Below are 14629 nucleotides of genomic sequence, written 5' to 3'. Positions count from 1 at the left end.
GACCTGCTGCACATCCCCACCAGCGCCTACACCTCAAACTGACAGCCCCGGAAACGGGGGGTCAAAAGACGATCGAGCAAACGGGGCCTTCGGCCGTCGTGGGGTGGGGTAAATGTGGTTCCGCGGTGACCGCACCGAACGTGGCTGGGGGCTATTTACGTGCCAGAAGTGCGGAACGTCTGACCGATGGCCTGCCTGGTCTGGTGGCGCTGGAGAAGGTGGTCGGGGCGATGCTCACCTTCGGTCTGGTCGCCTCCGTCGCGGGAGTGGTCATCTCCGCGGTCGCATGGGCGATCGGGGCGAGCTCGTCGAACCCGCACATCGCCGGCCGCGGTAAGACCGGCGTGATCATCGCCGGCGCCGCGGCGATGCTGATCGGCGCCGCGAACACGCTGGTCACGTTCTTCTCCAACGCGGGGGCGGCGATCCAATGACCCACCGTCACCTGCCAACATCCCGCGGCTCCCGGCGCAGCGCCCTGATGCTCGTGTCGTTCCTGCTCGCCGCGCTCATCGCGTCCGTGGGTCTGTGGGCCCTGTCTGGCAACGCCACCTCGACCCGCAACTCGCCGCCGAAGGGCGCTCTCACCGTCAGCGCTTCACAGACCCCGGTGACGCCGCCAGCCGATCTGGGTCAGGACGCCGCGGTGCGCCGTCAGCTCGAGCAGCTGCGCGCGATGCCCGCTCCATCCCCCGACCCGGCGCAGCGTGACCGCATCCCTGACGAGGCCCGCTCACACCCGGACCTGTATGCCGCCGGGTTCGTGACCGCGCTGCTGACCCAGGACTACCGCACGCCGCGCAGGCAGTTCCTCGCCTGGGTCGACGCGGAGGCGGCCACCACGACCGAGCCGCTCGTGGTCGGGCTGGTCCCGGTCGAGCTGCGCGACCGGCTCGCGGTCTACTCGGTCACCGAACAAAGCGACGGGCCGGGCACCTCACCGGTCCCGTCCGCGGCCGAGTGGGCTCGGCTGGCCGCGCTCGGCGGGTACACCACCGTGGCGGACGTGCGCGTGTCCGAGCCGCTGGCATGGTCCAACGCCGTCGACGCGGGCCGGGTCACCGACCCGGGCGTCACCGCCCGGCAGGTCACCGCAACGATCACCCTGCACACCACCGCCGCCGGACGCGAGAGCGCGACCCGTTCGTCGGTGTCGGTCACCGCCGACTTCGAGGGTCCCCCGAGCAGGACCTCGTGGGGGTTCGTCAACGTGGTGCTCTACACCAGCCTGAGGCAGGGGACGTCGTGAGCTGCACCGGGGTCAACATGCTCAACCCCGCCTGCCAGATCGCCTCGGCAGCCGGGGCCATCACCGAGAGCGCGTTCGGGGCGATCGCGACCGCGTTCGGGCAGGCCGCCACCACAGCGACGAGCTGGCTCTGGTCGCAGATCGACACCGCCACCACCGTCGATCTGGCCTCCCCCGGGCTGCGCAAGGAGCTGGCCGTCACCGGCGCGATCGCCCTGGTGATCTGCCTCGGCCTGTTCGTGCTGCAGCTGATCACCGCCGCGCTGCGCCGCGAGCCCGGCGGACTGGGCCGGGCCGTGAAGGGCCTGTTCATCATGGCCCTGGGCAGCGGGTTCGCGCTGGCCGTCACCCGGGTCCTGCTGGCCGCGGTCGACCAGCTCGCCGACGCGGTCGTACAGCACACCCTCGGCACATCGGTACACGGGATCGGTGCCCTGTTCGCGCTCGCGGACATGACCAACCTGGCCAACCCGGCCGTCATGCTCGTGCTCGCCCTCGCGGTCCTGGCCGCGACCGTCATCGTGTGGTTCGCGATGATGGTGCGCAAGCTGCTGCTGATCGTGTGCGCGGTGCTGGCCCCGCTCGCGTTCGCCGGCGCCACCGCGGACATCACCCGCGCCTGGGTGCGCCGCTGGGTCGAGTTCGTGGCCGCGATGATCGCCGCCAAGCTGATCCTGGTGCTGATCCTGGTCACCGGGATCCTGGTCATGCAAGGGTCCGGGCTCGCCGGCAGCCAAACCACCCAGGTCGGCACCCAGCTCGCGGTCGGCGCGCTCATCCTGCTGCTCGGTGGGCTCTCGCCGTGGCTCGCGATCCGGATGTGCGTGTTCGTCGGGGACTCCCTGTATGCCGCCCACCTGAGCGCCGGACACGCCATCGCGGGCGGGCGCGTGGCGGTGTCCGCGCCGCAGAAGCTCGCCTACCTGCGTACCGGCCTGGCCGGAGCCGCCGGGTCCCGGGTCACCGCGTCACGCACCGCCCTCGCCAGCGGCGGCAGTGGAGGCAGTGGCGGCAACGGTGGTGGCGGTGCGGGGCCGAACCTGCACCCGCCCGGCAAGACCGACAACGGGTGGAAGCCGGCCGTGTCGATGCCGCCTCAGGGCGCCAACGCCCCCGGGGGGCAGGGCACACCGACGATGCCACCGGCCGAGACGGCCCACGCCCCGGTCACCGACGCGACGGGAGGCGGCGCGGCCAGCCCCGCTGAACGGCATACGACGCCGCCCGCGCCGCGGGCGCCTGAACGGCTCACGCGGCCGCAACGGAAGGACGAGTCATGAGTCAGACCGGTACTCCCGCGGGGGCGTCGATGGTGCGTTTCGCGCGGCTGTCCCAGCGTGGGCTGCTGCTCGGGCTGTCGGCCAGCCGGGTCGCCTGCATCGGCGCCGCCGCCGCTCTGGCTACCATCGCGGTGTTCGTGGCGGGCCTGGGCGGGCTCGCGGTCACCGGGCCGGTCTGGGCCGGCCTGCTCGGGTTGGCGTTCGTGCGGCGCGGCGGGCGGCCGATCGTCGAGCTGCTGCCGACCGCGGTCCACTACGGGCTACGGCACCTGCACGGGCAGCGCCGGTACCGGGTCCACCCGGGCAGGGCCCGCCCGGCCGGGACGATGGGCCTGCCCGGTGACGGTGCAGCGCTGCGATTCCTGCTGGACGAGACCACCGGCGCGGCGGTCGTGCACGACCCGCACGAGGCCACCCTGACCGTGGTCGCGCACGTCGACCACGCCGCCTACCTGCTGCTGTCCCCCGAGGAGCAGCGGCGCCGGGTCACCGGGTGGAGCCGGGTGCTGGCCGGACTCGCCGCGTCCGGTCAGGCGGTCCGGGTGCAGGTCCTCGAGCGGGTCTGCCCGGACTCCGGCGACGGGATCCTCGGCTGGTGGCACCAGTCCCGGGTCGAGCCGGCCACCGACGAGGCCGCCTGGGCGACCGACGAGTACCAGTGCCTGCTGCGCACGTACACCCCGGCCGCGGCCACCCACCGCAGTCTCGTCGCGATCGCCGTCAAGGCACCGCCCGGCCGGCTGCGGGTGCGCGGCGGCAAGTCCCTGGACCGGCTCCGCCAGGAGATGGGCTCGCTCGAGGCGAGCCTGCGCGCCGCGGACCTTCGCCTCGTCGGCTGGCTCGACACGGGCGCGCTCGCCGCGACGATCCGGGCCGCCTACGACCCGACCGCGCGCGGCGGGCAGGGGCGGTCGCTGGCCTGCGCGGGGCCGGTCGCGATCGACGAGGACTGGGACTGGATCCGGCACGACACCGGCTACTCGTGCGTGCTGTGGGTCAGCGAATGGCCCCGCACCGACGTGCCGGCCGACTTCCTGCACGCGCTGATCTTCCAGCCCGGCATCACCCGGGCCCTGTCGATCACCGCGACACCCCTGTCCGCGCGGCAGGCGATCCGCGACATCCGCCGCGCCAAGGTCGAGCACGTCACCGACGCCGCGCAACGCGCCCGGATCGGCGCCATCGCCGACCTGGCCGACGCGGCCGAGCTCGACGACGTCCTGGATCGGGAACGGGCCCTGCTGGCCGGACACGCCGACCTGAAGTTCACCGGGCTGATCACCCTGACCGCGGCCAGCCTCGAACAGCTCGAGGACGCGATCGCGCAGGTCGAACGCGCCGCCATCGGGTGCGGGTGTGAGACCCGCCGGCTGCAAGGCCAACAAGCCCGCGCGTTCACCGCCGCCGCGCTGCCGCTGGCCCGGCCCATCCACTGACGAGCACCCCCCAGGAGGGAAGCTTCGATGGCTGCACCACGAGTCCACACCGGCCTCCTCTACACGACCGCGGCGAAGGGGCGCGCCGGGCGACGCGACCGGCGCGCCCTACGAGCAGCCGCGAGAACCCTCACCGCGCACGGCAGCGAACGGCCGGGCGCGGCCGGGAACGACGAGACGACCAAGGCCGACCGTCCCGCCCTGGTGCCGCGGCTCGGGGAGCACCGACCCGAGGCGCTGCGGGCGCTGCGACGGTTGCGGCTGCCCGCCCACCGGGCCACCTCCGACGTGCTCGCCGGCGCGTACCCGTTCCTCGCCGAGGCCGGGCTTGGGGAGGCCGGCGTGTTCATCGGGCAGGACGCCTGGTCCGGGGCCGGGTTCTGCTTCGACCCGTGGGTGCTCTACCAGGATGGGGTGCTGACCAACCCGAACTGCCTGCTCGCCGGGGCCGTCGGCAAGGGCAAGTCCTGCCTGGCCAAGTCGATCGCCACCCGCTCCATCGCCCTCGGCCGGCGCATCTATGTGCCCGGCGACCCGAAAGGCGAATGGACCGCTGTCGCCGCCCGCGTCGGCGGCGCCACCATCGCGCTCGGCCCAGGCACCGGCAACCGGCTCAACCCACTCGACCCGGGCCCCCGCCACCCCGGCATCGCCGAGGACGAATGGGCCGAGATGGTCGCCACCCGCCGACGCACGCTGCTCGGCTCCCTCGCCGAATCCGCGCTCGGACGGGCCCTGACCGCGGTCGAGCACACTGCGCTTGACTGCGCCCTGACCGGCACCGTCACCGCCGACCCGACCCCGACCCTGCCCCGGGTCGTCGACCGGCTGCTGCGCCCCACCGCCGAGGACTGCGGTGCGGGCAGGGATGGTGGACAGGACACGGCCGAGCTGGCCCGCGACGGACGCGAGCTCGCCCACGCGCTGCGCCGCCTCGTCGCCGGTGACCTCGCCGGCCTGTTCGACGGCCCCTCGACCGTCACGTTCGAGCCGTCCCTGCCGATGGTCACCCTCGACCTGTCCCGCATCCACGGCTCCGACCAGCTCACCGCCATGGTCATGACCTGCGCCAGCGCCTGGATGGAAGCCGCCCTGACCGACCCGAACGCCGGCGCCCGGTGGATCATCTACGACGAAGCCTGGCGCCTGATCCGGCAACCCGCCCTGCTGGCGCGCATGCAGGCGGAGTGGAAGCTCTCCCGCGGGTACGGGATCGCGAACCTGCTGATCATCCACCGCCTGTCCGACCTCGACGCCGTCGGCGATGCCAGCTCCAGCACCCGCGCCACCGCCAACGGGCTGCTCGCCGACTGCGCCACCAAGATCATCTACCAGCAAGAACCAGGCGAAACCACCGGCGCCGCACGCCGCCTCGGGCTCACCAGCACCGAGCAGGCGCAGCTGCCCGACCTGCGGCAAGGCGAAGGGCTCTGGCACGTGGGCCAACGCGCCTTCATCGTGCGCCACCTCGCCACCGACAACGAGCTCGACCTGTTCAACACCAACCAGCGGATGGCGCTGGAAGTCCGGAAGTTGGACGAAAATTTGACGGTTTCGGCGGGAACTTGAGGGTCTACAGGGGTCTACAGGGCACGGGACGTGTCGCTGCTCTGCGGTAATCGATGTCCCGAAACGTCGCTCGCCGCCACCCGATACTCCGCTCTGCCCGAACAGGTCGGCGGAGGCCACGAGTCCATCGTTGGACGTCATAGGCGGCGGTATGACGCAAGGCGCCGCGCGCTGGTGCTCGGCCGCCCATGGAGGATCGTCGAGTTCAGCCTGACCTCCGCATTGGTGACGTCCACGGTCTCGTGACGCCAGCGGTACCAGTTCGACGGGCGCCCAGTCCGGTCGACTTGAAGGTTCTCGGTAACGAGTGACGCGGGCGGACGTGGGCAGGCCGGGGGATAGGCCAAGTCAGCGACCATGGTTCCGACGAGGCCGCGAGACCGCGAGATGGCCTTACCGCCGCTGTGTCGGCGATGGTGGCTAGGGTGCTGCCCACGACGCCATCGCTAGGGGAGGACGCGGTCATGGCACAGCAGGACGAGAAGGCGGACGGGACGCCCGGCTACGCCGCGTTCGAAAGTCGAGACGACCTCACCAAGTACGGCGACAACGCCCTGCTACTCTTCGTCGCCCAGTTGAGGCTCGGCTTTGACGACGCCGACACGTTCGCGTCCAACAGCCTGACCGATGGCAGCAATGACAAGAAGTGCGACCTCGTCGCTGTTTCCGCCGACAAGCAGCGCATCGTCCTGGCGCAGGGGTACATGTCCAACAAGTCAAACGTGGGCGAGGCACCGGCCAACAAAGCCAGCGACCTCAACACGGGCGTCAGCTGGCTGCTGACGGGCGCGCTCGATGGGCTCCCCGAGACACTCCGCGGCGCCGCCGAGGAAGTCCGCGACGCTCTTAATGGCGGCGAGGTCCAGGAACTCCAACTCTGGTACGTGCACAACTGCAAGGAGTCGAAGAACGTCGCCGACGAGTTGGAGCAGGCCCTGAAGACCGCTGACGGCATCGTCAAGCGCGACTTTCCCGGGATCGAGGTCGACGTGTCCGCCATTGAGATCGGTCGGACCGTCCTCGAGGACGAGTACGCGCGGATGCAGGCGCCCATCCTGGTCTCCGACGAGTTCACCTTCGACGTCCCGGGCGGCTTCGAGATCGTGACGCAGGATTGGAGCGCCTTCTCGACTGCGGTGGCGGTTGCGGACCTGCGCGCACTCTGGGAGGCCCACAAGACGAAGCTCATGTCACCGAACATTCGGGACTACCTCGGAGTCGTGCGGTCCAGCGGAAACATCAACTTCGGCATCAAGGAGACAGCGAAGACCCAGCCGGACAACTTCGCGATCTTCAACAACGGCATCACGGTCCTGGTCAACGACTACGAGCTGCAAGACGCTGGCATGCCGACCCAGCGGCTACGGGTCGAAGGGGTCGGCATCGTGAACGGCGGCCAGACGACCGGCGCCCTAGGCAGCCTGAACCAGGTCGAAGCGGCCGCGACGACGCACGCGATGGTGATGGCGCGCTTCGTCAAGTGCACCAACACTACGGTTCTCGGCGACATCGTCAAGTACAACAACACGCAGAACAAGGTGGAGGCGACCGACTTCCGCAGCAAGGATGCGGTCCAGGACCGGCTCCGGAAGGAGTTCGCCGACGTCACGGATGCCGACTACCGAGGCGGACGGCGCGGCGGCGCGACGGACGCAATCCAGCGCGTGAGGACGCTCGTCCCCGACTCCTCGGTTGCGCAGTCCGTCGCGGCCTTCCACGGCGAGCCGAACCTGGCCTATAACGAGACGCGCAGCATCTGGGACAACGATGCGGTGTACTCGCGGGTCTTCCGCGAGTCGCTGACCGCTCGGCACATCGTCTACACCTACGGCCTGCTCAAGGCGATCGAGCGGGCCAAGCAGAAGATCCTCGCGATCCCCGAGACCTCCCGCACGGACGCGCAGAGGCGGCATGCGGCGTTCTTCAGCGCCCGAGGGTCGAACTATCTGCTCATGGCCGCGGCCGGCGCGTGCATCGAGACGATGCTGGGCGTCGCGGTTGCGGATCGCTACGCCTTGCGGTTCAAGGAGAACCTATCGCCCGCGGCAGCGACGTCGGCATGGCAGCCCGTCGTCGATGTCGCGGTGGCGTTCTCCAGCCACCTAATGCCCGCGACCGACCGCGGTCTCAAGGCCCTGGACCGGGTCAAGAAGGCCCTGGAGGACTTCAGCGCCATGTTGGAGGCCGCTCGTTCCGCTAACCCTGCCCCGTTCGACGAGCTGGCGGCGGCGACCGAGGAGTCGGCATCCGCGGCGAAGCCCTGACCTGCCGCGGTCGGTGCGCCCACCCCGGGCATCCTGGCCGCCGCCGCAGTCGCGGGGTCCTCGTCGGCGAGGAGCAGGGGTCCTCGCTATCGGTGCTGCTCGCGGCCGCGGCGTCACGCCCGGCGCACGGTCCGCCCTTCACCGCTTCGGCGCTTGTCGCGACGGCGTCATTATGGGCGAAATGAGCGTGGACCAAGGGGCGTCGACGCTCCTCAGTGTTGATGGTCGCAGGCGACGTCGGCCTCGCCGGGGCGGCGTCCCAGGCAGGTGGCACGGGGTGACACGGGTCACGTGGCCGCTTCCCGCGTGTGCGTCAAACCTGTGAGATGCCCGAGCGGGATCACCACGGGGAGGACGGGGAGTGCCCCGTCGTTGACGTGTACCACTCATGGCATCTGTTCCTCGTCAAGTCTTCCATTCCAACGATGTGTTGTTCGCCGGGGTCGTTCTCGGCGCGGGTGGGGTGTGCGGGCTCACGTGGCTCGCTGCGTGCGCCGCGGCCTTCCTGACCGGCGGCAAACCGCCGCCGTTCTCGCTGGCGGCGGTGCTGCGTCTGCTGACGGACCCGCTGCACCCAAACGTCGCGTGGGGCACGTCGATCGGCCCGACGTGTCTGTTCTGGGTCGTGTTCGTCGTGCTGCTCGCAGCTGCCGCCGCGGGCGCCCTCCTCTTCCGGCGGTCGGCCGGGAGCTCGACGGCCCACCAGGCGGTGGACCGTCCGGGGGTCGCCGGGCGCAGCGACGTCCGGCGTGCCGCGGGGGCCCGCCGGGTTCTGCGCCGTGGCCGGCAGCTGCGCCCCTCACTGGACAAGGCGACGATCGGTGACCTGGGCTTCCGGCTCGGGGCGAGTCGGGGTGTCGCCTGCTACGCCACGGTGGAGGACTCGACGCTGGTCCTCGGCCCGCCCCGCTCGGGCAAGGGCCTGCACCTGGTGATCCCAGCGATCCTGGACGCGCCCGGGCCGGTGGTGACCACGAGCACCCGCCCGGACAACCTGACCACCACCCTGGCCACGCGCCAGGGCAAGGGGCCGGTCGCGGTGTTCGACCCGCAGCACCTGGCCCCGGGCGTGCCGTCGGCGGCGCGCTGGTCACCGATCCGCGGCTGTCAGGATCCGCACGTGGCGATGGTCCGCGCCAAGGCGCTGACCGCGGGGGCGGCGCATGGCACCACCGACGCCACGTTCTGGCAGGCCTCCGCCGAGCAGGCCGTCCGGGCGCTGCTGCACGCGGCCGCCCTCGGCGGCGCGAGCCCGCTGGACCTGTACCGATGGTCCATGTCTGCGGTCACGGCGAGCGAGGCGGTCGACGTCCTCACCGGCCACCCAGGCGCAGCACCGGGCTGGCAACACACCCTGCAGGCGTTGACCGGCGCCGACCCGCGGCAGCGGGACGCGGTGTGGGCGATGGTCGGCATCGCGTTCAGTGCGCTGGCCGACCCGAAGGTCCTCGACGCGGTCAGCCCCGACCCGGGTGAGGACCTGGACCCGCACGAGTTCCTCACCGGTGGCGGCACCATCTATCTGCTGGGCACCTCGACCGGCGCGTCCGCGACCGCGGGCCTGGTCGGCGCGTTCCTCGAGGACATCCTCGAGACCGCCCGCACGTTGGCGGCGGCCCGGTCCGGTGCCCGGCTGGACCCGCCCCTGTCGTTGGTCCTCGACGAGGCCGCGAACTACCCGCTGCCGTCGTTGCCGTCGCTGATGTCCGACGGCGGCGGGTCGGGGATCACCGCCACGGTGGTGCTGCAGTCGCTGGCCCAGGCCCGCGCCGTGTGGGGCGAGCACGCCGCCGCCGCGATCTGGGACGCAGCGATCGACAAGGTCATCCTCGGCGGCGGCAGCAGCACCCGCGACCTGGACGAGCTGTCCCGGCTGATCGGCACCACCCGTGAACCGGTCCACACCTCCACCATCGGTGAGCACGGGCACCACACCACCTCCACCTCGACCATCGAGACCCCGATCCTGGACCCGGCTGCGCTGCGCACCCTGCCGTTCGGCACCGGCGTGCTGCTGCTGCGTGAGGCCCCACCGATCGCCCTCACCTTGCGGCCGTGGACCGCACGCAACAACGCGGCAACCCTGCAGCAGGCCCGCACCGACACGGAGGAGACGATTCGGCGTGCCCACACCGGCTGACCGCGCCGCCGGTGCCGACGATCCAGCGTTCGGGCGCGGGTTCGGGCAGCTGCGTGGCCCACTGCACTGGCCGTCGCTGACCACCCGGGAGAGGGACACTGCTTTGGCGGTGCTGCGCGAGTGGGTGCGGCACCTGACCGGCCGGTTCGGCCTGGACGCGCGGGTCATCCCGCCGTGCTGGGACCGGCACCCGCCCCTGGTGGAGGTGCTGTCCGCGCTGCGCGACCACGAACGTGGCTGCTACGCCGACAGCGCCGCCCCGACCGCGGGAGTCGAGTTCATCCGCGCCCTGTATGACGTCAAGCGCATCCTGACCGACGCCGTCGCCCGGACCGGGTGCACCGCCGGCGAGCACCGCGAGGACCGGGCCTGGGGCATCCACGCCCCGGCCCCGATCGGCACGGCCGGGACGCAAGGGTCCTGAACCACCCGAGGCCGGGCCTGCCTGGGGCCCGGGTCAGTCCGATGGTGCCACGTGGGCGCCGTTGTCCTGACATGACGCGCGAGACGGTCTCACGCAAGAGAGGCACCCATGTCAGTCCCGGCCACCCCGATCCCCCACCAGGACCCGCCGCAACCACCCCAGCCAGCAACCGATCTGCAGGCGCACGAGACATCCCGGGTCGTGCAGGAGCTGATCGCCCTGTCCAGCAACACCTCCCGTGGCCTCAATCACGACGCCCCGGCAACCAGCTCCATCGCCGACGCGACCGACGTGGACTACTGGTACCGGCTCGGGCTGCGCAACGCCTACGCTCAGGCGGCCGGGTTACTCCTCGCACCCGCACTCGGCGAGGGCCCCTTCACCATCGCCGAACGTCTCACCGCCAGCCTCGACGCCGGCATCACCGACCCCCATCGGCTGCACACCGCCGCCTGCGGGCACCAGACCCCCGCTCGGCCGGTGCCGGGCCTGGAGTGGGTCGGCCCGAGACAGTTCGCCGCCTGCCATGGGGTCGTCACGGTCGCGGACCGCCAGTTCGGGGCCCGGTGGGGCGCCCGCGGCGAGCAACGGATCACGCTGCGGCCGGACCCCGTCAGTGGCCGCGGGGTGCTGTTCGCGTACGACCCGACCTGGGACGAGTACGCGGTCCTGGCCACCGGCGTGACACCCGCGGCGGTCGAGGCCGCGTTCGCCGACGCCACCCAGATCGACATCCACCTCGACCCGGCCCGGTTCGCGCAGCTCGTCCACGCCCACCAGACCGACCCGCACGCCGCCCGCGCCGTGCCCGAGCGTGAGGCCGGTCCCGAGCTGGGGGTGCGGCTGTGACCGTCATACCCGGACGGGTGGATGTCGCCCGCATCCGCGCCCAGTACCCGATCGCCGAGGTGATCGCCGCCGCGGGTGTCGAGCTGCGCCCGCGCGGGCGCGGCTGGGTCGGGCCCTGCCCGTTCCACGAGGACCACACCCCGTCCCTGTCGGTCGACGCGATCCCGGACCGGTACCACTGCTTCGGCTGCGGCGCCTCCGGAGACGTGATCGACTTCGTGGCCCGGCTGCACGGCCTCGACTTCCGGGGCGCGGTCGCCGCCCTCGGGGCCAACGCCCCCACCGCCGCCGCGCCATCGGCCCAGATCGCGTCCCGGACGCTGGGCCGGCCGCGGCTGCGGCTGGTCCGCGACACCGACCCGTCCGCCGACCCGGCCGTCGGCTCCGAGCGGGCGTTCGAGGTCAACGCGCTCGCGTGGGGCCACCTCGGCGGGAGCGCAGCGAGCAGGTACGCCGCGACATGGCTCACACGTGAGCGGGGGATCGACCTGACTGCCCTACAGGCGAAGACTCCGGGCGCGGGCCTGGTTGGGTACGCCACGCCGGGTTGGACCAGCCTGACCGACCGGCTCCGCGCGGACGGGGTCAGCGACGACGAGCTGCTCGCCCTCGACCTTTCCCGGCCAGGACGGTCCGGGGGACTGGTCGACACCCTGCACGGCCGGATCGTCGTGCCGGTCACCGAACCCGACGGGCGGATCCGCGGGTTCATCGGCCGCGACATCACCGGCCACCCGGCCGCGCCGAAGTACCGCAACCCGACCCGCACCGCCGTCTACGACAAGAGCCGGACCCTCTACCGGCCCAGCCACCACGAGCTGGCCGGCGACGGCAGCGTCGTCGTCGTCGAAGGCGTCCTCGATGCCCTCGCGGTCGCCGCCGCGGCAGCGACCGCAGGCCTGACCCATCGCATCGCCCCGGTCACCACCAGCGGGGTGACCGTCTCGGCCACCCAAGCAGCGCAGGTGCTCGCCTTGAGCAGCAACCCACCCCGGATCGTCCTGGACGGCGACCAGGCCGGGCGGGAAGGCACCGACCGCTGGCTCACCCAGCTCTGCCTCACCGGGCACCGGCCCGCCCTGGTCACCCGGCTACCGGCCGGCACAGACCCCGCCGAGTGGCTCACCGGCCCCGACACCACCGCCCGGCTGCGCCAGCTGCTCGACCCGCCCACACCGCACCACCCGGGCGCGTGGCTCTCGAGCGGCTCGCCGGCCGTGCTCGCGCCGGTCACGTTCCTGCCCGGCCGGGACCTGGCCCGGCTGTCCTTGCAACAGGGCGCCCGCGAACCGGTCCGCGACACCATCGCCGTCCTGACGCCGCTGACCCGGTGGCTCGGCCCCGGGCTGCGGCACGTCCTGCTCGAGCAGGCCACCGCCGAGATGACCCGGCACGGCTGGAACCCCCACGGCACGCTCACCGCCGCCCTGGGCCACGCCCTCGAGACCGAACCGACCGGCATGCCCCCACCCGCCCACGCACTCGCGCACCCGCCCGGCCCCGAACTGCTCTGAACCCCCTGCCAGCAAAGGAGACCCACCCCGTGAACCTGCTCCCCGCCCTCCCCGCCGACCAGGCAGCCGCCGAGCTGCACGCCGCCGCGGTGCTGGCCGACACCCGCGCGCACCGCGACCCGTTCAGCCCATGGACCGCGCTCGCCGCGCAGCTACGGCTGGTCGCCGCCGGGCTGCACCCCGCCCCTGCAACGCTCGCGCCGCGCCGTGACACGATCGCCGGGCATGTGGCCGCCGCGCTCGAGCGGCTCGACACGCCCGGCCCCGAACCGGCCGAGGAGGATGCCGGGCTCTGGCGCGGCCACCTCACGCACCTACGCGAGCAGGCGGTCCGGCTCGACGCGGCCGCCGGGCAGCCGCGAGGCCGGTCATGACCGCCGCCGGCCCGCCCCGGCCCGTGCCGGTGACGCCGACCGCGACGACGATCAGCGACCTGCTCGAGCGCGCCCACCACCTGACCGGGCTGGTCCTCGAGTGCCGCGACCCGGTCCCCACGGCACTGTGGGAGTCCTTCGACCAGACCCTCTATCGGTTCCTGGTCGAGACCCTGTACCGGCGTCCCGTCGGGCCCGGCCTGGTCGAGCACGAGGCGCTGCCGCTCTACCACGCCGTCAAGGCCTACCCCACCCCGCTGGCCGTCTCCCCCGGCACGCACGAGCTCACCCTCACCGAGGCAGCACGCCTGACCGGGATCCCTCGCCGCACGATCCACGACCGGATCCTCTGCGGCCAGATCCCCGCCACCCGCACCCGCGACGGGTGGCAGATCCCACACCGCAGCCTCGACCTGCGCAGCGACGTGCAGCCCGCCGACCCGGCCGACCCGCACCCGCTGGCCCGGCTCGCCATCACCCTCGGCGCGCTGACCGACCTGCTGTACGCCCACCAGCACGACCCCGACAAGCCCGACCTGGGCACCGGGCCCGTCACCCGGCTCGCCCGCGACATCCTCGCCCTGACCGACTCGGTGGCCCGGCACACCCTGACCCTGATCGAGCCGGATGGGCTGCCCCGGGCCCTGGCCATCGCACGGCACGCCGCCACCTCGGCCGCGCGGCTGGCCCACGGCACCGACCAGCCCATCCCGTATGCCGCCCTCCCCCCGCCCGCGCGTCACCGCGCACCTGGCGCGCCAACAGGACCGACGGGCAGGTGGGCGCCCGCCTCCCTGCCCGGGCTGCTCGACCGAGCCGTCACCGACTGGGTCCGCGCCTGCCGCGCGGAGCTGGCAGTGTCCGTGCCCAGCATCGAGGTGATCCGCAACCTCACCAGCCAGAGCGTGCACGTCTACGCCGGCCTCGACGCGCTCCTGGCCGCTACCACACCCAGCCCCGATGCCGGCGGGCCGCAGCCAGCACCCAGTAGACCGGTCGCCGAAGTGGACGCCAGTATCCGGGCCCAGCTGCGTGCCGCAGCCCACGACCTGCAGGGTGCCGTCGCCGCGTGGGGGCCGGCCACCACGATGGTGCGCCCCAGCCTCGCCTATATCGAGGCCGCGCAACAGGTGCACGCCACGCTCGAGCAGGTCATCGCCCGCGCGCCGGACCTCGGCCGTCTCGGCCTAGCCCACCAGCGAGAACGGGCCCTCGACAGCCTCACCGCAGCCTGCCACGACCTGGCCGCCCTGACCCGGCAGATCAGCCCGCTCCCGGCGCGGCTGCTCGACGCCGGCATCCTCTTCGGCCACGCCCGCAGTCTCGAAGCAACCACCGACCGGCTCCGCGCCCGGATCACCGGCCGGCTCGTCCCCCTGCACCACAGCGACCTACCCGACCTCGAACAGGCCATCCTGACCGCCGAGACCGCAGCCGCGGCCATCGCCCACGACCTGCCCCAGCACATCACCGCCCGACGGCACCCCACCCGCGAGGCGGAACCAGCGACCGGCCCACAGCTGTGACACC

At 72.5% G+C, this 14629-nt stretch carries 12 protein-coding genes; all 12 read left to right on the top strand.

All coding sequences use genetic code 11. From position 1 onward, the window contains the following. On the top strand, window positions 1–434 hold a 434-nt coding region (locus tag WMI84_RS05830), incomplete at its 5' end, for a DUF6112 family protein (RefSeq protein WP_347351241.1). Then, window positions 431–1249, top strand: coding sequence for a hypothetical protein (locus tag WMI84_RS05825; protein WP_347351239.1), 819 nt, complete (start codon window positions 431–433; stop codon window positions 1247–1249). The genes WMI84_RS05830 and WMI84_RS05825, both read left to right, overlap by 4 nt. Further along, window positions 1246–2529 (top strand): hypothetical protein, encoded by a 1284-nt coding sequence (locus WMI84_RS05820; RefSeq protein WP_347351238.1) that lies wholly within the window; start codon window positions 1246–1248, stop codon window positions 2527–2529. The genes WMI84_RS05825 and WMI84_RS05820 overlap by 4 nt, the downstream gene beginning before the upstream one ends. Then, a complete protein-coding gene (locus tag WMI84_RS05815; RefSeq protein ID WP_347351236.1) occupies window positions 2526–3965 on the top strand; it encodes an SCO6880 family protein in 1440 nt (479 codons plus the stop codon). The genes WMI84_RS05820 and WMI84_RS05815 overlap by 4 nt, the downstream gene beginning before the upstream one ends. Window positions 3966–3992: 27 nt before the next feature. Beyond that, window positions 3993–5534 (top strand): ATP-binding protein, encoded by a 1542-nt coding sequence (locus WMI84_RS05810; RefSeq protein WP_347351234.1) that lies wholly within the window; start codon window positions 3993–3995, stop codon window positions 5532–5534. A gap of 464 nt (window positions 5535–5998) precedes the next feature. Then, window positions 5999–7798 (top strand): AIPR family protein, encoded by a 1800-nt coding sequence (locus WMI84_RS05805; protein WP_347351232.1) that lies wholly within the window; start codon window positions 5999–6001, stop codon window positions 7796–7798. A gap of 427 nt (window positions 7799–8225) precedes the next feature. After that, on the top strand, window positions 8226–9938 hold the full coding sequence (locus tag WMI84_RS05800; protein ID WP_347351230.1) for a TraM recognition domain-containing protein: 1713 nt from the start codon (window positions 8226–8228) through the stop codon (window positions 9936–9938). Further along, on the top strand, window positions 9922–10362 hold the full coding sequence (locus tag WMI84_RS05795) for a hypothetical protein (RefSeq protein WP_347351228.1): 441 nt from the start codon (window positions 9922–9924) through the stop codon (window positions 10360–10362). The genes WMI84_RS05800 and WMI84_RS05795 overlap by 17 nt, the downstream gene beginning before the upstream one ends. 108 nt (window positions 10363–10470) lie before the next feature. Beyond that, on the top strand, window positions 10471–11211 hold the full coding sequence (locus WMI84_RS05790; RefSeq protein WP_347351226.1) for a hypothetical protein: 741 nt from the start codon (window positions 10471–10473) through the stop codon (window positions 11209–11211). Beyond that, the gene (locus WMI84_RS05785; protein WP_347351225.1) at window positions 11208–12725 is read left to right on the top strand and encodes a CHC2 zinc finger domain-containing protein; all 1518 of its coding nucleotides are present in this window, start codon (window positions 11208–11210) and stop codon (window positions 12723–12725) included. Before WMI84_RS05790 ends, WMI84_RS05785 begins: the two co-directional genes overlap by 4 nt. Before the next feature lie 29 nt (window positions 12726–12754). Then, window positions 12755–13099, top strand: coding sequence for a hypothetical protein (locus WMI84_RS05780; protein WP_347351223.1), 345 nt, complete (start codon window positions 12755–12757; stop codon window positions 13097–13099). Next, entirely contained in the window at window positions 13096–14625 is a 1530-nt protein-coding gene (locus WMI84_RS05775; protein WP_347351222.1) for a helix-turn-helix domain-containing protein, read from the top strand. Before WMI84_RS05780 ends, WMI84_RS05775 begins: the two co-directional genes overlap by 4 nt. Window positions 14626–14629: the final 4 nt, after the last annotated feature.

It is taken from the genome of Intrasporangium sp. (assembly GCF_039812505.1).
Lineage (GTDB): Bacteria > Actinomycetota > Actinomycetes > Actinomycetales > Dermatophilaceae > Intrasporangium_A.
This window is presented reverse-complemented; position numbering and strand designations above follow the sequence as displayed.